The sequence below is a fragment of the Streptomyces sp. AC512_CC834 genome (genome assembly GCF_019049325.1).
Taxonomy (GTDB): Bacteria; Actinomycetota; Actinomycetes; order Streptomycetales; family Streptomycetaceae; genus Streptomyces.
In genome coordinates, this window is sequence record NZ_JAGMUO010000075.1 from 14,335 (window position 1) to 32,959 (window position 18,625).

At 73.5% G+C, this 18,625-nt stretch carries 15 protein-coding genes; 3 read left to right on the top strand and 12 right to left on the bottom strand.

What is annotated here, in order from left to right:
• Window positions 1-24: 24 nt before the first annotated feature.
• From KUM40_RS26450 to rimP, 8 genes are all read right to left on the bottom strand, one after another.
• The gene (locus KUM40_RS26450) at window positions 25-4,413 is read right to left on the bottom strand and encodes a serine protease (protein WP_217168701.1); all 4,389 of its coding nucleotides are present in this window, start codon (window positions 4,411-4,413) and stop codon (window positions 25-27) included.
• Between the two features lie 256 nt (window positions 4,414-4,669).
• On the bottom strand, window positions 4,670-5,575 hold the full coding sequence (gene truB / locus KUM40_RS26455; RefSeq protein WP_217168702.1) for a tRNA pseudouridine(55) synthase TruB: 906 nt from the start codon (window positions 5,573-5,575) through the stop codon (window positions 4,670-4,672).
• Window positions 5,572-6,063 carry a 30S ribosome-binding factor RbfA gene (gene rbfA, locus KUM40_RS26460; RefSeq protein WP_217168703.1) on the bottom strand — a complete coding sequence of 164 codons (492 nt, stop codon included), beginning with the start codon at window positions 6,061-6,063 and terminating at the stop codon, window positions 5,572-5,574. The genes truB and rbfA overlap by 4 nt, the downstream gene beginning before the upstream one ends.
• A 77-nt stretch (window positions 6,064-6,140) precedes the next feature.
• Window positions 6,141-6,434, bottom strand: a complete 294-nt coding sequence (locus KUM40_RS26465; RefSeq protein WP_217168704.1) for a DUF503 domain-containing protein — start codon at window positions 6,432-6,434, stop codon at window positions 6,141-6,143.
• 155 nt (window positions 6,435-6,589) lie between these two features.
• A complete protein-coding gene (infB, locus tag KUM40_RS42495) occupies window positions 6,590-9,715 on the bottom strand; it encodes a translation initiation factor IF-2 (protein WP_217168705.1) in 3,126 nt (1,041 codons plus the stop codon).
• A 174-nt stretch (window positions 9,716-9,889) separates the two neighbouring features.
• A complete protein-coding gene (locus KUM40_RS26475; RefSeq protein ID WP_217168706.1) occupies window positions 9,890-10,171 on the bottom strand; it encodes a YlxR family RNase P modulator in 282 nt (93 codons plus the stop codon).
• A gap of 102 nt (window positions 10,172-10,273) precedes the next feature.
• Entirely contained in the window at window positions 10,274-11,380 is a 1,107-nt protein-coding gene (nusA, locus tag KUM40_RS26480) for a transcription termination factor NusA (RefSeq protein ID WP_308401239.1), read from the bottom strand.
• A 2-nt stretch (window positions 11,381-11,382) separates the two neighbouring features.
• Window positions 11,383-11,937 carry a ribosome maturation factor RimP gene (gene rimP, locus KUM40_RS26485; RefSeq protein WP_217168707.1) on the bottom strand — a complete coding sequence of 185 codons (555 nt, stop codon included), beginning with the start codon at window positions 11,935-11,937 and terminating at the stop codon, window positions 11,383-11,385.
• A gap of 228 nt (window positions 11,938-12,165) precedes the next feature.
• Between rimP and KUM40_RS26490 the strand changes: the two genes are divergently transcribed.
• The 3 genes from KUM40_RS26490 to KUM40_RS26500 are packed head-to-tail and all read left to right on the top strand — an operon-like array spanning window position 12,166 to window position 14,238.
• Window positions 12,166-12,699, top strand: coding sequence for a hypothetical protein (locus tag KUM40_RS26490; protein WP_217168708.1), 534 nt, complete (start codon window positions 12,166-12,168; stop codon window positions 12,697-12,699).
• A gap of 33 nt (window positions 12,700-12,732) precedes the next feature.
• Window positions 12,733-13,299 carry a ferritin-like domain-containing protein gene (locus KUM40_RS26495; protein WP_217168709.1) on the top strand — a complete coding sequence of 189 codons (567 nt, stop codon included), beginning with the start codon at window positions 12,733-12,735 and terminating at the stop codon, window positions 13,297-13,299.
• 39 nt (window positions 13,300-13,338) lie between these two features.
• On the top strand, window positions 13,339-14,238 hold the full coding sequence (locus KUM40_RS26500; RefSeq protein ID WP_217168710.1) for an aminoglycoside phosphotransferase family protein: 900 nt from the start codon (window positions 13,339-13,341) through the stop codon (window positions 14,236-14,238).
• Window positions 14,239-14,632: 394 nt separating this feature from the next.
• On the opposite strand, the gene KUM40_RS26505 is transcribed toward KUM40_RS26500, so the two are convergent.
• The 4 genes from KUM40_RS26505 to KUM40_RS41675 form a co-directional block, all read right to left on the bottom strand.
• Window positions 14,633-16,336: a proline--tRNA ligase gene (locus tag KUM40_RS26505; RefSeq protein WP_217168711.1), complete on the bottom strand. Its 1,704-nt coding sequence runs from the start codon at window positions 16,334-16,336 to the stop codon at window positions 14,633-14,635.
• Between the two features lie 73 nt (window positions 16,337-16,409).
• A complete protein-coding gene (locus KUM40_RS26510; protein ID WP_217168712.1) occupies window positions 16,410-16,955 on the bottom strand; it encodes a GNAT family N-acetyltransferase in 546 nt (181 codons plus the stop codon).
• A 30-nt stretch (window positions 16,956-16,985) separates the two neighbouring features.
• The gene (locus KUM40_RS26515) at window positions 16,986-17,834 is read right to left on the bottom strand and encodes a GNAT family N-acetyltransferase (protein WP_217168713.1); all 849 of its coding nucleotides are present in this window, start codon (window positions 17,832-17,834) and stop codon (window positions 16,986-16,988) included.
• A gap of 134 nt (window positions 17,835-17,968) precedes the next feature.
• Window positions 17,969-18,625: flavodoxin-dependent (E)-4-hydroxy-3-methylbut-2-enyl-diphosphate synthase (locus tag KUM40_RS41675; RefSeq protein ID WP_254395705.1), on the bottom strand; the 657-nt coding region annotated here is incomplete at its 5' end.

Genomic DNA, 18,625 nt, shown 5'->3' on the forward strand with positions numbered 1-18,625 from the left:
CACGCCGTGCGTGCGGCGTCCGGGTCAGGCGGGGACCCGGGCGCCCGCCAGGTGCTCGATCGTGCGGCGGGTGCTGGGGCCCACCAGCGCGGCCCAGTCCTGGGGTGCGTCGGTGAGCCAGCCGGTCAGCCGGGTGGCGAACCCGGGGAGGTGCCGGGCCAGGTCGACCAGGCCCCGGTCGAAGCGGGTGGCACCGTCCGGGGTGCGGACGAGGAGCAGGCCGATGCGGTGCACGAGGGCACGCAGCTCCTCGCCGTCGCACCCGGCGGCCGCGTGCAGCAGTGCGTCCAGGACGGCGGGGTCGTGCTCGCGGGCGAGGAGGTGTTCGCGCAGTTCGCGGCGGAGCGGGGCGCTTGCGGTGCTTGCGGTGCTTGCGGTGCTTGCGGTGGCGCCGTCGGCGGCCAAGAGGCCGGCGAGCGCCGCCCGCACCGGCTCGGGACCGTCGTCCAGGAGGCGGGTGACCAGGGGCAGGAGTACGGAGCGCGGCGCGGGGTCCCGGTCGAGGCGCCGGTCGACGTACGCCGCCAGGTGCCCGGCGGTCTCGGGGCGCTCCGCCACGCTCCGCGCGACGAGGGCGGCCACCCGGTGGGCAAGGGCGGGGGTGGTGGCGTCGGCGAGACTGCGCAGCGCCTCACCGGCGTCCGGGCCGCACAGCCGGGCCCGGAACGCTTCGATGACGGGCTCGGGGTGGGTCGGCAGGGCGGCGGCCACCGCGCTCGGCGGCAGGTAAGGGTCGCACGCGGCGAAGTGGTCGAGTGCCCTCGGGAGGTGCCGGTCGCGGCTGCCGGGGTCCTGCACGAGGAGGGCGAGCGCACCGCCGCGCAGCGGGCTGTCGCCGGGGCCGGCGAGCAGCACCAGGGCGGCGTGGCGCAGCAGGGTGCGGTCGGCGGCGGTGCGGGCGTGCGGGGCGGTGCGCAGGCCGTGGGTGACGGCCGCCGTCTGCCGTGCCGGACGCTCGTCGCGTGCCCACCGCTCGACGGCCCGGCACAGGGCGGACGGCTCCTCCTCGGCCAGCACGGCGAGCAGTTCTCCGGCCCGCCGGTGCGTGCTGTCGACGAGTACCTCGGTGAGGCCGTCCAGGCCGCGGTGGCGGTGGGTGTGCAGCAGCGCCTGCGCGGCCGTCGCGACGGTGGCGTGCGGCGTGGCGGGCAGCGGCCGCTCGTCCTCGAACCAGCGGACGAGGAGCGGTTGTACGGCCGTGGGGTCGGCGGTGAGCAGTCCGGCGACGGTGTCGAGGTGACGGGGTCCGGGCTCGTGCGGGGGGCCGTCGGCGAGGACGAGGCGGCGCAGCAGGTCCAGACGCGTGCTCTCCGGCAGTCGCGGGGCCGTCCAGAAGCCGGGCCCGAACATCCCCGGCACCGGGCGTCCTTCCGTCCTCCGCTCGGCGATGCCGTCGGCGAGCAGCCGCAGCACCTCCGTGTACGGGGTCGCGTCGGGCACGCGGGTCAGCACCTCGGCGAGCAGCCGGGCGGCCCACCAGGAGTGCGGGTCGGCGTCCAGGGCGTTCACCAGCTCTTCGAGGGTCAGCGCGAGTTGGGGTACGCCGTGCTGACGGGCGAGGAGCAGTACGGCCTCGGCGACGGGGCCGATGCGGTGGTGCGGGGCGGGGAGGGTGTGCGTGCCGTGCGGGGTGTCGCGGTGGACGAGGGCGCGCAGGGCCTCGTCCAGGTCGAGGTGGGTGCCCTGGATCCAGTCGGCGAGTTCCTCGTGCGCGAAGCGGTAGCCGTCGCCCGCGGGCACGAGGAGGCCCTCGGCGAGGACGGCCGGTGCCCAGCCGGTGCCGCCGCCGAGCCCGGCCGGGGCCGGTCCCCAGGGGAACAGCGCCTCGAAGGACTCCCGGTCCAGTCCGCCCTGCCCGGGCCCGAGACTGCGCCGGGCCGCCTCGTGGACCTGCCCGGAGACCTTCGCCGCGAGTCGGCGTACGGCGGTGCCGTGCAGGCCGTTCTCCCGGGCCAGGCGGGTGGCGACACGCAGGCACATCAGGTCCAGGTACGCCGCGAAAACCGCGTCCCGGTCGACGCGTACGGGTGGCGGCGGGCCGGGGAGGGCGGCGTGGACCTCGGAGAGCAGGCGGAGAGTGAGGGGGTGCCTGGCGTCCGGGTCCGCCAGGGCGCCTTCCGGTACGCGGTAGCGTGCGCGCGCCTCCCGAGCCTCGTCGTCGCCCAGGTCGCCGAGCGGGACACAGGGCGGGAGCCCGGCACCGGCCGGCTCGGCGGACGCCGCGCGGGAGTTGGCGATTTCCCTCCCGCGCGAGGGGGCAGCGGCGGCCGGCCTCGTCGGCCGGGGACCGTCGCCGACCGGACTCGTCGACCAGGATCCGTGGCCAGCCGGGCCCGTCGACCAGGATCCGCCGCCAGCCGGACTCGTCGACCAGGGACCACCGCCGACCGAGCTCGTCGACCAGGATCCGTCGCCGGCCGTCCCGGATGCCAGGGCCGCCGGTTCGCCGACGGCACGATCCGACCACGGCCCTGCGCCGGGCGCCCCAGGCATCGGCGGCCCACCGGCCGCCCGAGACCACAGCTCTGCGCCGGTCACCCCGAGCATCGGCGGCCCATCGGCTGCCCGGACCACCGGTTGCCCGAGACCGGGCCCGGACGAGGACACACCGCCCGCGGCCCCCGCGGCCCCCGCGGCCCCTGCGGCCCCCGCCAGCCCCGCCAGCCCCGGCCGGTCAGGCACAGCCCCCAACGCCGGGACGGCACCGGCGGTCCGCTCCCCCGGCATCCCACTGACCGGCCCGGACAACGGCCCCGCCGCCGCATCCCACGCCCGGCGGTCGGCGCGCCCGACGGGAGCGTGGCGCGGTTCGCCGGCGAGGGCCACCCGGGGCGACGACACGTCCGCGGTCTGCCCTGCCGCCCGCGCCGCAGCCGCCGGTCCGGGCGGTGGTCCTCCGGTGACCGCCCCGTAGAGCAGCTCTCTCGGGTACTCCGCGCCCGCGTGCTCCCAGTACTCCGCCCGGCAGGCCACCACGAGGCGGGCTCCCGTCTCCCGCAGCCAGGTCGCCGTGCCCTCGGTCCACTCGGGGAGGCGGTGGGCGAGGACGGGCGGCATCTCCTCCGGGCCGTCGAGGAGGAGCAGGAGGGGCCGCCCGGCGGTGCGGACCAGGTGGGCGAGGCGTTCCGGGGTGATGTCGCCGAGGCCTGCGGGGCGGGAGGGGGCCGAGGCGGCCACGATGCGGGCGGCCCGGGCCAGCGCACGGCGGGCCGCGTCGGCCAACGACATGTCGTCGTCGTGCAGGTCGGCGCCGCGCAGCCACAGCGTGGGCGACGCCTCCGGGCCCCGGGAACGGCGGGCGGCGAGGGCCGCCAGCTCGGTCGTACGGCCGCTGCCCGGCGCGCCGACCAGGCCCAGCACACTGGCACGGCTCGAGGCGAAGGCGGCGAACTCGCGGGCCACCGCGACCCGTTCGACCGGTACTCCGGCACCGGTCACGCCGTCCGACCCGGTGCGGGGGTCCGTATCCGTCCCCCGCCCCCGGTCGTCGCCCGTGCTCTTCTCCCCGCCGCCCGTCGGCGCGCCGGACCGAGGTTCGCCGCCGGGCGCCGCACCGGCCTCCGTTTCTGTGCCTCGGTCCTCGTCCGCGTCGTCGGACCCGACGCCCGACGTCGGCGACCCGGGCGGGCCGTCCTGTCCCACCGATGTCGCGGTGAGGGCGAGTACGCCGGCCAGATTGAGGTCGGCGCCGTACGCGGGCACCGTCGCCGCGTTCTCGGCGAGGAGGTCGGCGAGCGGGCCCGTGGCCGCGCGGCGCAGCGGGACGGCGAAGCCGACGTCGCTGTGTCCGGAGCTGAGGGCGGTGCCGAGGACGCCGAGGACGGCGCCGGTCGTGAGGTCGAGCACGGGCCCGCCGGCCGCTCCGCCGCCCAGCCGCAACGCGTCCCGCCCGGTCGTGCCGACGGCCAGCTCCAGGGCGTCGCCGAGGAGGTGGAAGCGGTCGGTGGCGGTGTAGGTGACGTCGGTGGCGCCCAGCACCCGGGCCTCGCGCCAGCCGCCGGCGGCGATGCGGACGTAGGTACCGGCCTCGACACGGTCCCGCGTGGTGAGGGGCAACGGGTCGACGCCGAGGCCCTCGGTGCGTACGAGGGCCAGGCCCAGGGCGGGCAGCGGGGTCACGTCGGCGGCGGCCACGACGCGGCGGCGGTCCCCGGCGGTGCGCAGGACCAGCCGGGGCAGGCCGTCGACGGCTTCGTGACTGGTGAGCACCGTGCCGTGATGGTCGGCGACGAACCCCGTGCCGCGGGGGCGGCCGGCGAGGTCGTGGACGCGGATCAGGGCGGCGTCGGGCGGGTTCCCGGCGGGATCGGTCTCCCGGGCGGTCGGTCCGCCCCGTGCTGCCCGGGAGCCGTCCCCGGGCCGCTGTCCCGCCCTGCCGCCCGTCGCCTCCCGGGACCGGTTCCGCGACGCCATCGTCGAACCTCCCCGCCGTACACCCGTGCTGTGTGTTCGACGGTAGGCGCGTGATGATCAGCGGAACAGGTCCCGTGGCGAACGCGCCCCCTTCCACTCCCCCGGTTCACTCCGAGCGCCTGCCCGGACGGGTGAACAGATGGGGTGGGTTGGATACACCCTGGGTGGTGGGGGACCCGAGGGGGGACCGTGGAGCGGCGACAGTGGAAGTCCCCGTGATCGCCGCTCCACGGGCGGAGCCTGACGGTGTGTCGGCTCAGCCGAAGACTGCCAGGCTCTTCGCCTTGCCCTTGTGCTCCTCCACGAGCGCGAGGAGACCGCCCTCGGGATCGAAGACGGCGACGGCACCGGCGCCCGTGTACACGTCGGGCATCTCCAGCCGTACGCCGTTGGTGAGCAGCCGGGCCCGCCTGGTGTCCACGTCCCAGCGCGGGAAGGCGGCGCCGGCCGCGTCCGCCACGGGCATGACGGTCAGCTCCTGCTGGAGCTGGTCCAGGGTCTTCGCCGCGTCCAGCTTGTACGGCCCCACCCGGGTGCGGCGCAGCGCCGTGAGGTGACCGCCGACGCCGAGGTCGGCGCCCAGGTCGCGGGCGAGGGCCCGGATGTAGGTGCCGGAGGAGCAGGTCACCGAGACCACCAGGTCGCGCACCGGGGTGCCGTCGTCGGCGACGGCGTCCCGGACGTCGTACACGGCGAAGGAGGAGACGGTGACGGGGCGGGCGGGGATCTCGAACTCCTCGCCCTCGCGCGCCCGCTTGTAGGAGCGCACGCCGTTGATCTTGATGGCGCTGACCTTGGACGGCACCTGCATGATGGCGCCGCTCAGCTTGGCGATGCCGGCGTCGATCGCCTCCCGGGTGACCTTCGAGGCGTCCTGCGACCTCGTGATCTCGCCCTCGGCGTCGTCGGTCAGCGTCGTCTGTCCGAGCCTTACGGTGCCCAGGTACTCCTTCTCGGTGAGGGCGAGGTGCCCGAGGAGCTTGGTCGCCCGCTGCACACCGAGGACCAGGACGCCCGTCGCCATCGGGTCGAGCGTGCCGGCGTGCCCGACGCGCCGGGTGCGGGCGATGCCCCGCATCTTGGCGACGACGTCGTGCGAAGTGAAGCCCGACGGCTTGTCGACGATGACAAGGCCGTCGGGCGTGGTGTGCTTGTCGGTCATTTAGCGGTGTCGTCCGTCTCGTCCGTCTCGTCGGCCTCGACGGCCCCCTCCGCCTCGTCGTCGTCCTCGCCCGGCTTGCGGTAGGGGTCCGCCTCACCGGCGTACACGGCGCCCGCGGACGCCTCGCGCACCTTCTCGTCGGACTGCCGCGCCTTGTCGAGGAGGTCCTCGATGTTGCGGGCGGTGTCCGGGAGGGCGTCCATGACGAAGGTCAGGGTCGGCGTGAACTTCACGCCGGCCGCCTTGCCGACCTCGGAGCGCAGGATGCCCTTGGCACTCTCCAGGCCCGCGGTGGCGGCCTTTCGCTCCTCGTCGTCGCCGTACACCGTGTAGAAGACGGTCGCCTCCCGCAGGTCACCCGTGACCCGGGTGTCCGTGATGGTGACGTGCGAGCCGAGCCGCGGGTCCTTGATCCCGCGCTGCAGCTTCTGGGCCACCACCTCTCGGATGAGGTCCGCCAGCCTTTTCGCCCGCGCGTTGTCGGCCACTGGTCCGTCTCCCGTTCTTTCTTCTTCTGGGTTCTTCTGTGGTGTGTGGTGAGTGGTGAGTCCGGTCGGTCGTCGTCTCAGTCGTCGTCGCCGTGGAGGCGCCGCCTGACGGACAGCAGCTCCACCTCGGGGCGGGCGGCCACCAGTCGCTCGCACCGGTCGAGTACGTCGCCGAGGTGCCCCGCGTCGCCGGACACCACGGCCAGGCCGACGACCGCCCTGCGGTGCAGGTCCATGTGCTCCACCTCGGCCGCGCTCACCGCGTACTTCCGTTGGAGTTCGGCGACGATCGGACGGACGACGGAGCGCTTCTCCTTCAGCGAATGTACGTCGCCGAGGAGGAGGTCGAAGGACAGCGTCCCCACATACATGTATGTAACCGGTTCACCCGCCGGTCCGGGATCGATGGCCCCGCCATCCATGTGGCGGGGACATCAGAACCGTACAACGAACGGCCGGGGCCGATCGACGGATATTGTGCTCCGCCGACCGGCCCCGGACCGGACCGTCTGGGAAGACGCGGTGCTTACACCCGCGGCTTCTCGCGCATCTCGTACGTCGCGATGACGTCGTCGACCTTGATGTCGTTGAAGTTTCCGAGGTTGATACCGCCCTCGAAGCCTTCGCGGATCTCGGTGACGTCGTCCTTGAAGCGACGCAGGCCCACGATGTTGAGGCTCTCCGCGATGACCTTGCCATCGCGCAGCAGGCGCGCCTTGGTGTTGCGCTTGACCTCGCCGGAGCGGATGAGAACACCCGCGATGTTGCCCAGCTTGGACGAGCGGAAGACCTCGCGGATCTCCGCCGTGCCCAGCTCGACCTCTTCGTACTCCGGCTTGAGCATGCCCTTGAGGGCCGCCTCGATCTCCTCGATCGCCTGGTAGATGACCGAGTAGTACCGGACGTCCACACCCTCGCGCTCGGCCATCTGCGCGGCACGCCCGGCGGCGCGCACGTTGAAGCCGATCACGATGGCGTCGGAGCCCATCGCGAGGTCGATGTCGGACTCCGTGACCGCACCGACGCCGCGGTGCAGGACCCGGATGTCGACCTCTTCGCCGACGTCGAGCTGGAGCAGCGAGGACTCGAGGGCCTCGACCGAACCGGAAGCGTCACCCTTGATGATCAGGTTGAGCTGCTGGACCTCGCCGGCCTTGAGCACCTTGTCCAGGTCCTCGAGGGAGACGCGGCGCGTGCGCTTGGCGAACGCGGCGTTCCGCTCTCGGGCGGCGCGCTTCTCCGCGATCTGGCGGGCCGTACGGTCCTCCTCGACCACGATGAAGTTGTCACCGGCGCCGGGAACGTTGGTCAGGCCCAGGACCTGGACCGGCGTGGCCGGACCCGCCTCGGCGACGTTGTTGCCGTTGTCGTCGAGCATGGCGCGGACGCGGCCGTAGGCGTCGCCCACCACCATCGTGTCGCCGACCCGCAGGGTGCCTCGCTGCACGAGGACCGTCGCCACGGCACCGCGGCCGCGGTCGAGACGGGACTCGATCGAGATGCCCTGCGCGTCCTGGCCCGGGTTGGCCCGCAGGTCGAGCGAGGCGTCGGCCGTGAGGATCACGGCCTCCAGCAGCGAGTCGATGTTCTGACCCTGCTTGGCGGAGATGTCGACGAACATGGTCTCGCCGCCGAACTCCTCGGCCACCAGGCCGTACTCGGTGAGCTGACCGCGCACCTTCGTCGGGTCGGCGCCCTCGACGTCGATCTTGTTGACCGCGACGACGATCGGGACGTTGGCCGCCTGGGCGTGGTTGAGCGCCTCGACCGTCTGCGGCATGACACCGTCGTTGGCCGCGACGACCAGGATCGCGATGTCGGTCGACCGCGCACCACGGGCACGCATGGCGGTGAACGCCTCGTGACCCGGGGTGTCGATGAAGGTGATCTTGCGATCCTCTTCGTTGACCTCGGTCGCGACCTGGTAGGCACCGATGTGCTGGGTGATGCCGCCGGCCTCGCCCGCGATGACGTTCGTCTTGCGGATGGCGTCGAGCAGCCGGGTCTTGCCGTGGTCGACGTGACCCATGACGGTCACGACCGGCGGACGGACGACCAGGTCCTCCTCGGAGCCCTCGTCCTCGCCGAACTCCAGGTCGAAGGAGCCGAGCAGCTCGCGGTCCTCCTCCTCCGGGCTGACGATCTGAACCGTGTAGTTCATCTCGCCGGCGAGGAGCTGGAGCGTCTCGTCGGTGACGGACTGGGTCGCGGTGACCATCTCGCCGAGGTTCATCATGACCGCGACGAGCGACGCCGGGTTGGCGTTGATCTTCTCCGCGAAGTCGGTGAGCGAGGCACCGCGCGACAGGCGAATGGCTTCGCCGTTGCCGCGAGGCAGCATCACGCCGCCGACCGACGGGGCCTGCATGGCCTCGTACTCCTGGCGCCTCTGCCGCTTCGACTTGCGACCGCGACGCGCGGGACCGCCGGGACGACCGAAGGCGCCCTGCGTGCCACCGCGGCCACCCGGACCACCGGGACGACCGCCGAAGCCGGGACGGCCACCGCCGCCACCGAAGCCACCGCCGGGACGACCGGCGAAGCCGCCACCGCCACCGGGACGACCGCCGCCACCGCCGCCACCGGGACGACCGGCGAAGCCGCCACCGCCACCGGGACGACCGCCGCCGCCGGGACGACCGGCACCGGCCGGACCGCGACCGCCACCGGGACCGCCACCAGGACGGGGACCGGCAGCCGGACGCTGCGGCATCATGCCGGGGTTCGGACGCGCACCGCCGCCGGGACGGGGACCCGCGCCGCCGCCCTGCGGACGCGGCATCGAGCCCGGGCTCGGGCGGTTGCCGCCCGGAGCCTGGGGACGGGGACCGCCGCCCTGGCCGCCTGCGCCCTGCGGACGGGGAGCGCCGCCGGGGGCACCACCGGGACCACCCGGTCGGGGCCCGCCCTGCGGACGGGGCGCCTGCGGGCGCGCCATGCCGGCGTTGCCGCCGGAGGTGAAGGGGTTGTTGCCCGGACGCGGACCGCCGGAGCGGCCGCCGGGACGCTGCCCCGGGGCACCGGGACGCTGGCCGCCGGGACGGCCCTGGCCGCCCTGACCGCCCTGCTGACCACGGTCCTGACCCGGACCGGACGGACGAGCGCCGCCGGGCTTGGGCGCACCGGGACGCGCGCCGCCGGGCTTCGGTCCGGCCGGAGCCGGAGTCGAGGCGGCGGGTGCGGCCGGAGCTGCCGGAGCCGCCGGCGGAGCGGTGAACTCCGGTGCGGCCGGGGCCGGACGCGGCGCGGGCCGCGGGCCCGGCGTCGGACGCTGACTCTGGGACTGGCCCTGCGCCGGCGCCGGCGCCGGCGTCGGTGCGGGAGCCGACGGAGCCTCGGGCTGCTGGGCAGCCGGGGGCTTGGGTGCGGCCGGCGGCCGCGGGGCAGCCGGAGCCGGACGCTCGCCCGCAGCCTGCGCCGGGGACGGCGCGGCGGGCCTGGGGGCAGCCTTCTTCGGGGCCGCGGGACGACCGGCGGACCGGCCGTTGCCACCACCCTGCTGCAAGGCGTCTGTCAGCTTGCGTACTACGGGCGCTTCGATCGTCGAAGACGCCGAACGGACGAACTCACCGAGTTCCTGGAGCTTGGCCATGACGACCTTGCTCTCGACACCGAACTCCTTGGCGAGTTCGTATACCCGGACCTTAGCCACTTCGCTCCTCTTAGGTCCGGGTTGCGTCCGGACCGTCGCTAGTTCATGGGCGTACTCATCGCGTACTCATCGAGTGCTCATCGCAATCTCGACCTGCTTTCACTTCGCGAGGTACCAGGCCGCACGGGGTTCCGCGCGGCATGTCTTCCTTACCACGTTGCTTACATGGAGCTTTCAGCAACTTTGTGCCTGCTCGACGTAGTGGCGCAACGCCTTTACGTCGAGCGGACCCGGGACGCGGAGCGCCCGCGGGAACGCCTTGCGGCGCACTGCCTGGTCGACACAGACCGGTGCGGGATGTACGTACGCACCCCGGCCGGGCAGCGTACCGCGTGGATCAGGGGTGCAATGACCCTCGACCACCACGGTGCGCAGCAGCTCGCTCTTGACCGCTCGCTCCCGGCACCCCACGCAGGTGCGCTCCGGGCATGCCCGGGTACGTGTCCGGCCAGACACTTCTAAGTCTACCTCCCCGGACCGACCTCACCCCTTCGGGGCAAGAATCGAACACGTGCCGCACGCAAAGCTGTCGTGATCTCAGCGCCGTGCGGCTTGGATCTATTCCCCTTGACCGTCGGACGGCCGCTCGGACGGCCGCTCGGACGACCGGTCGGAGGACTCGTCGGACGGCCGCTCGGACGACCGGTCGGAGGACTCGTCGGACGGCCGCTCGGAGGTCTGGTCGGACGGCTGCTCGGTGTCCGGGCGGATGTCGATCCGCCAGCCGGTCAGCCGGGCCGCGAGCCGGGCGTTCTGGCCTTCCTTGCCGATCGCCAGCGAAAGCTGGTAGTCCGGCACGATCACGCGTGCGGAACGGGCCGCCAGGTCCACGACCTCCACCTTGGAGACGCGGGCCGGGGAGAGCGCGTTCGCCACCATCTCGGCCGGGTCGTCCGACCAGTCGACGATGTCGATCTTCTCGCCGTTCAGCTCGCCCATGACGTTGCGCACCCGGCCGCCCATGGGGCCGATGCAGGCACCCTTGGCGTTCAGGCCCGAGCGGGTGGAGCGCACGGCGATCTTGGTGCGGTGGCCGGCCTCGCGGGCGATCGCGGAGATCTCGACGGACCCGTCGGCGATCTCCGGCACCTCGAGGGCGAACAGCTTCTTCACCAGGTTGGGGTGCGTACGGGACAGCGTCACGGACGGACCGCGCACGCCCTTGGCCACGCGGACGACGTAGGAACGCAGCCGCATGCCGTGCGGGTAGGTCTCGCCCGGCACCTGCTCCTGCACCGGCAGGATGGCCTCCAGCTTGCCGATGTCGACCAGCACGTTCTTCGGGTCGCGCCCCTGCTGGACCACGCCGGTGACGATGTCGCCCTCACGGCCGGCGTACTCGCCGAGCGTCGCGTCGTCCTCGGCGTCGCGCAGCCGCTGCAGGATGACCTGCTTGGCGGTGGTGGCGGCGATACGGCCGAAGTCGGACGGGGTGTCGTCGAACTCGCGGGCCGCCTGGCCCTCCTCGAGGTCGTCGGGGTCCTCCTTCGCCCACACGGTCACGTGCCCGGTGTTCCGGTTGAGCTCCACGCGCGCGTGCCGGCGGCTTCCCTCGGTGCGGTGATAGGCGATGAGGAGGGCCGACTCGATCGCTTCGACCAGCAGGTCGAAGGAGATCTCCTTCTCCCGTACCAAGCCCCGCAGGGCGCTCATGTCGATGTCCACGGCTACGCCTCCTCCTCTTCCGTCGTGTTGTCGTCGTTCTCGGTGTTCTCGGTGTTCTCGGTGTTCTTGATGTTCTTGGTGTCCTTGCGGTTGAACTCGACCTGGACGCGTGCCTTGTCGATGTCGCCGAAGGAAAGTCTGCGGGCGGTGGCCTTGCGGCCCTTGACTCCCGGCACTTCGAGGTCGAGTCCGTCCTCGTCCACGGCGAGGATGCGGGCGACCAGTTCGCCTCCCTCGTGCAACTGGAACCGCACGAGGCGGTCCGTGGCGCGCACGTAGTGGCGGTGTTCGGTGAGGGAGCGCTCCGCGCCCGGGGTGCCGACCTCGAGGGTGTACTCCCCCTCGCCCATCGCGTTGCTCTCGTCGAGCTTCGCCGAGAGCGCGCGGCTCACATCGGCGATCCGGTCCAGGTCCGCACCGGTGTCGGAGTCGACGACCACCCGCAGCACCCGCCTGCGGCCGACAGAGTCCACCGCGAGCTCTTCGAGGTCCAGTCCCTGGGAGGCGACGAGAGGCTCGAGCAGCTCTCGCAGCCTCTCGCTCTGGGTGGGGCTCATCCGGGTGACTCCTCGGCCGCGTGTGCTGTTGTGGGATGGGTCGCGTGTCTGGTCAAAGGGTATCCGGTCGCGGGGGGTGTTGCCGTCCACCCCGGTCCGGCGGTGCCGATGACTGGTGCCCGGCCGGGGCACGGGTACCGTGATCACGGGCAGGCCGCACGCGGGTTCCCGCCGCGTCGCCCGTCGCTTTGCCGTCGCTTCCGTACGAGCCTGTCGAGGACGTCTGCCATGTCGTTTTCCCCATCGCCGGGCCCGCCCTCCGGGCCGCGCAGAAGGAGCCTGTTCGCGTCGGCCGCCGGGGCCGCCCTGCTCGTCGGCTGTTCCGGCGGCTCGGACTCCGGTGGTGCGGAGGCCGACCCGTCGGCCGCCGACCGGGCACGCGCGCGTGCGGCCCGGGACAGCGAGGAACTGGCCGAGCGGTACGCGGCGGTGATCGCCGCGCATCCCGGGCTGGCGGAGCGGCTGCGGCCGCTGCGGGAGGAGGTCGTACGGCACGCGGAGGCCTTCGGCGCCGTGCGTGCGGCCTCGCCGAAGGCGTCGCCTTCGGTCTCCGCGCGGGCCGCCGGACCCGCGGACGACTCCGGTGCCGTACCGGCGGCCGAGAAGGACGCCCTGGCCCTGCTCGCCGGCGCCGAGCGGAAGCTGGCGGACCGGCGCGCGGAGGTGCTGCTCGGGGTGCCGGGTGAGTCGGCGCGGCTGCTCGCCTCGGTGGCGGCGGCCGGTGCGGCGCACGTGTATCTGCTGTCTGCCGACGGAGGGTGATGGAACGTGACGGAAGGTGATGGAAGGTGACGGGTGAGTGAGGCGGAGGACCGGCGGCTGGACGCACTCCAGGCGGCGCTGTCGGCAGAGCACGCGGCGGTGTACGGCTACGGGGTCGTCGGCGGGCGGATCGGCGAGGAACGGCGCACCGAGGCACGGACGGCGTACGACGCGCACCGGGCGCGGCGGGACGCGCTGGCGCGCGAAGTGCGCGACCTCGGCGCCGAACCGGTCGCCGCGGCGGCCGGGTACGCGCTCCCCTTCTCCGTGCCGGATTCGGCGGCGGCGGTGCGGCTGGCGGCCGAGCTGGAGGACCGGGTGGCCGGGGTCTACTCCGACCTGGTGCGGGCGGCCGAGGGGGACCCGCGGGCCGCGGCGGCCGGAGCGCTGCGTGACGCGGCGGTCCGCGCGGTGCGCTGGCGGGGCGGGAGCGTAGCCTTCCCTGGGCTCGCCGAGCGGGCCGGTGCGGGGCCCGGGCGGGACTCTGCCTCCGGTGGCTCGACTCCGGGTGGCTCGGCTGCGGGTGGCTCGACTCCGGGTGGCTCGGATCCGGGTGCTTCGGATCCGGGTACCTCGGTTTCGGCTACACCGACCGCGTAACACGTACGGCTGCCCGTACGGGAAGGGAACGGCTCGCGCATGGCTTTCGAACCGCCGCGGCGTCTGGTCAGGGCACTCGGCGAGACGGCACCGGACGGTGACGAATGGTTGGCGAAGCTGCCCGAAGCGGCGGAGCAGGCCGTGGCGCGGGGCGAGTTGACGGTGGAGCGGGTGCAGGTGCCCGGCGGGCGCAGCAGCCTGGTGGTCCTGGTGCGGACGGCCGAGGGGACGCCCGCGGTGCTGAAGCTGGCCCCGCGCCGGGCCCGGCCCCGCAGCGAGCGGGCCGCGCTCGCCCACTGGGGCGGGCTGGGCGCCGTACAGGTGCTGGACGGGGCGGACACGGAGGGCGTGCTGCTGCTGGAGCGGCTGCATCCGGACGTGTCGGTGCGGTCGCTGCCGGAGGCGAAGGCGTTGCTGGAGGCCGCGGGCACGCTGCGGCGGCTGTGGGTGGAGCCGCCCGCCGGGCACCCCTTCGAGACCGTGGCCGAGCGGACCGGGCGGCAGGCCGAGGCCATGCGGGCGGGTGCGGCGGCCGACTCCGAGGTGGCGCCGTTGGTCGACGCGGCGCTCGCGGCGCGTGCGGAGCTGTTGGCCGCGCCGTCCGAGGGGCGGCTGCTGCATGGCACCTTCCGGCAGAGCAAGGTGCTCGCCGGGGACCGGATGCCGTGGCTTGCGGTGGGCCCCGACCCGGTGGTCGGCGAGAGCGCGTTCGACCTGGCGCGGCTGGTGCGGGACCGGGTGGAGGACCTCATCGCCCAGCCGTCGGGCGCCTCGACGACGCGGCGGCGGATCAAGCGGCTCGCGGAGTCGCTGGAGGTGGACCAGGAGCGGCTGCGGGGCTGGACGTTGTTCCGCGCGGTCGAGTCGGGCGTACGGGCCCGGCGGGTGGGGCGGGAGCAGGACGCGGAGTTGCTGCTGGAGTTCGCGGGCTGGCTGTGAGCGGGTGCGGGTTCGGTGCCCGGGCCTCCGGCGGTGGTGCGGGATGCCTGCGGCGCCTGTGCGGGTGCCTCCGGCGGTGGGGGTGCGGGTAGCGCGGTGCGTTGTCCGGGAGTCGGGGCCGCGCCGGGGGGTGTCCGTCCTCGGAACGGCGCGGAATCGGTCGGCCACAGAAGTGAACTCTGCTGACGCGCCCACCTCTGCGGGCGGACACCCCCCGACCCGACCCGACCCCTTCCCGCCGTACGCGGCTCTCCGCCCGCTCCCCGTCCCGGCTGCGGGCCATCGCCAGTCCCCCGGCTGCGGGCCGTCGTGCCTCCCCCAGCGCCTGAACGGGCGCCGCCCTGGGAGGTACCCCCAAGCGCCCGGCGACACCCGTGCCCGCGGCCCGCGACCGTCAGTTGGTGAGGCGGGTGATGGCCTCCTCCACCGGGAGTTCCTCGCGCTCGCCGGTGCGGCGGTCCTTCAGTTCCACGACGCCCTCGGCCGAGCGGCGGCCGGCGATCAGGATCTGGGGGACGCCGATGAGTTCGGCGTCGGTGAACTTCACGCCCGGGGAGACCCCGGCGCGGTCGTCGACCAGGACGCGGACGCCCGCCGCGGACAGCTTGTCGGAGACCTCGAGGGCCAGCTCGGTCTGGAGGGCCTTGCCTGCGGCGACGACGTGGACGTCGGCGGGGGCGACCTCCCTGGACCAGACGAGGCCCTTGTCGTCGGCGTGCTGCTCGGCGAGGGCGGCCACCGCGCGGGAGACGCCGACGCCGTAGGAGCCCATGGTGACGCGGGCCGGCTTGCCGTTCTGGCCGAGGACGTCGAGCTTGAGGGCGTCGGCGTACTTGCGGCCCAACTGGAAGATGTGGCCGATCTCGATGGCGCGGTCCAGCTTGAGGCCGGTGCCGCAGTTCGGGCAGGGGTCGCCCTCCCGGACGACCACGACGTCGACGTAGGTGTCGACTTCGAAGTCGCGGCCCGCCACGACGTTCTTGGCGTGCGTGTGCTCCTTGTTGGCGCCCGTGATCCACGCCGTGCCCGGCGCCACGCGGGGGTCGGCGATGTACTTCACCTTGTCGCCCAGGCCCTGCGGGCCGACGTAGCCGCGGACCAGGTCGGGGCGGCCGACGAAGTCCTCGGCGGTGACCAGTTCGACGGCGGCGGGGGCGAAGTGTGCCTCGACCTTGTCCAGGTCGACCTCGCGGTCGCCGGGGACGCCCACGGCGACGATCTCGCCGTCCACCTTGACGAGGAGGTTCTTGAGGGTGGCGGAGGCTGCTACGCCCAGGGAGGCGGCCAGGGTTTCGATGGTGGGGGTGTCGGGGGTCGCGATGTCCTCGGCGGCGGGTGCGCCGGTCGCGTCCGCGGGCTGCGGCGCGTACGTGATCGCCTCCGTGTTGGCCGCGAAGTCGCAGTTCGGGCAGTCCGCGAAGGTGTCCTCGCCGGCCTCCGCGGGGGCCAGGAACTCCTCGGACTTGGAGCCGCCCATGGCGCCGGCGGTGGCCGCGCAGATGCGGTAGTCGAGGCCCAGGCGCTCGAAGATGCGCTGGTAGGCGGCGCGGTGCAGGGCGTAGGACTCGGCGAGGCCCTCGTCGGCGACGTCGAAGGAGTAGGAGTCCTTCATGAGGAACTCGCGGCCGCGCAGGATGCCGGCCCGGGGGCGGGCCTCGTCGCGGTACTTGTTCTGGATCTGGTAGAGGATGACCGGCAGGTCCTTGTAGGAGGACGCCTGGTCCTTCACCAGGAGGGTGAAGATCTCCTCGTGGGTGGGGCCGAGGAGGTAGTCGCCGCCCTTGCGGTCCTGGAGGCGGAACAGTTCGGGGCCGTACTCCTCCCAGCGGCCGGTGGCCTCGTACGGCTCGCGCGGCAGCAGGGCGGGGAGCTGGACCTCCTGGGCGCCGATGGCGTCCATCTCCTCGCGGACGATGCGCTCGATGTTGCCGAGGACCTTCTTGCCGAGCGGCAGCCAGCTCCACAGGCCGGCGGCGGTGCGGCGCACGTAGCCGGCGCGGACCAGCAGCTTGTGGCTGAGGACCTCGGCGTCCGCCGGGTCGTCGCGCAGCGTCTTCGCCATCAACTTCGACATGCGCTGGACCGGTGCGTTGGCCATGGTTCTCGTGTCTCCTGCTGCGTAAGGGTGGTGCAAGGAGGTTAGCCGGGTGGTCCGGTGCGGTGGAAATCGGTTATCGACCGGCCGGGGTCCGCCTGCGCAGCGGGAGCGTGGCGCCCATCACCGCGTACGGCTTGGGGGCGCTGGGGAAGAGGACCTGGCGGGCGAGGTCCTGGTAGCCGAGGGAGCGGTAGAGGCCGCGGGCGGGGCTCTCGGTGTCGATGGCGGAGAGGATCGTGCGGGGCTCGGTGGCGGCGTCGGTGATCGTGGTGATCAGGGCGCGGCCCGCGCCGCGGTTCTGGTGGGCCGGGTGGACGTGGAGTTCGGTGATCACGAAGGAGTCGTCGAGCCAGGCGTCGGTGCCCTGGGCGCGGAGGTAGGGCTCGACGACGGTGGACCACCAGTGGGTGCGTTCGTTGGGCATGCCGTAGACGAAGCCGACGAGACAGCCCCGGTCGGTGGCGCCGAGGGCTCTGGCGCCCGGGTGGGTCATGTGGCGCAGGACGATCTGACGGCGGACGGCCACCTCGTCGGGGCCGAGGCCGAACGCGGCGGCTTGGACGGCCAGGGCCTCGTCCACGTGCGCGGAGAGGTCCAGCGGGCCGATCACGAGGTCCATGGCGGGGAGCCTACAGCCCTTCCACAGGGGTCAGAACAGCACGCTCATGAAGGCGCCGACCTCTTGGAATCCCACCCTCAGGTACGTCCGTCGCGCCGACGTGTTGAAGTCGTTGACGTACAGGCTGGCCACCGGGGCGACGTCCGTCAGGGCGTAGCGCAGGACCGCCGCCATGCCGGGTGCCGCCAGGCCCTTGCCCCGGTACTCGGGGGCCACCCACACGCCCTGGATCTGGCAGGCGCGGTCGGTGGCGGCGCCGATCTCGGCCTTGAAGACGACCCGGCCGTCGGCGTCGAAGTGGGCGAAGGAGCGGCCGGAGCCGACGAGTTCGGCGACCCGGGCCTGGTAGAGCAGGCCTCCGTCGCCGGCCAGCGGGGAGATGCCGACCTCCTCGGTGAACATCGCCACGCAGGCCGGCATGAGCCGGTCCAGTTCGTCCTTGCGCACGCGGCGGACGTAGGGGTCCGGGACGATGCCTGCCGGCATGCGGTCGGTGACCATGAGGGGCTGGCGGGTGCGGACCTCGCGGGCCGGGCCCCAGCCCGGTTCGAGCAGGCGCCAAAGCTGGGCGGTCGGTCCTGCGGGGCCGACGATGGAGGAGCAGCGGCGGCCGGCCCGCCGGGCGCGGTCGGCGAAGGCGCGGACGGCGCGCGGGGTGGCGCAGATGGGGACGAGGTTGGCGCCCGCGTAGCACAGGGAGGTCAGCATGCCGTGCTCGTACCAGCCCCACATCTCGCCGCCGAGCCGCCAGGGGTCGAGTCCGGCGATCTGTACCCGGGCGGCGACGAAGGCGTTCGCGACCGGGTCGCGGTCGAGCACGGCGAGCGCGGCGTCCAGGTCGCTCGGTTCGAGCACGCGGGAGGTGGTCTGCGTCAACACGTGCGGGGGCCTCACCCTGAGATCTGCTGGTCTCCGCACTGTACCTGTCGTAAATATGCCGCGCCGCCCTCAGGGCGACGCGGCAGGAACCGGGGCGGGAGCCGCGGCGGGACCGGGGGTAGGAGCCGGGGCGGTCAGCCCGCGATGGACACCGAGGGCTCTCCGGAGGTCACTCCGTCGGCCTCCATCTGCTCGGCGATCTTCATGGCTTCCTCGATGAGGGTCTCCACGATCTTGGACTCGGGGACGGTCTTGACGACCTCGCCCTTGACGAAGATCTGACCCTTTCCGTTGCCGGAGGCGACACCGAGGTCGGCCTCGCGGGCCTCGCCGGGGCCGTTGACGACGCAGCCCATGACGGCGACGCGCAGCGGGACCTCCATGCCCTCGAGCCCTGCGGTGACTTCCTCGGCCAGCTTGTATACGTCGACCTGGGCACGGCCGCAGGAGGGGCAGGAGACGATCTCCAGGCCGCGCTGGCGCAGGTTCAGCGACTCCAGGATCTGGATGCCGACCTTGATCTCCTCGACCGGCGGCGCGCTGAGCGACACGCGGATGGTGTCGCCGATGCCCTGGGAGAGCAGCGCGCCGAAGGCGACGGCCGACTTGATGGTGCCCTGGAAGGCGGGTCCTGCCTCGGTGACGCCGAGGTGCAGCGGGTAGTCGCACTGGGCGGCGAGCTGCCGGTAGGCTTCGACCATCACGACCGGGTCGTTGTGCTTGACGGAGATCTTGATGTCCCGGAAGTCGTGCTCCTCGAAGAGCGACGCCTCCCACAGGGCCGACTCCGC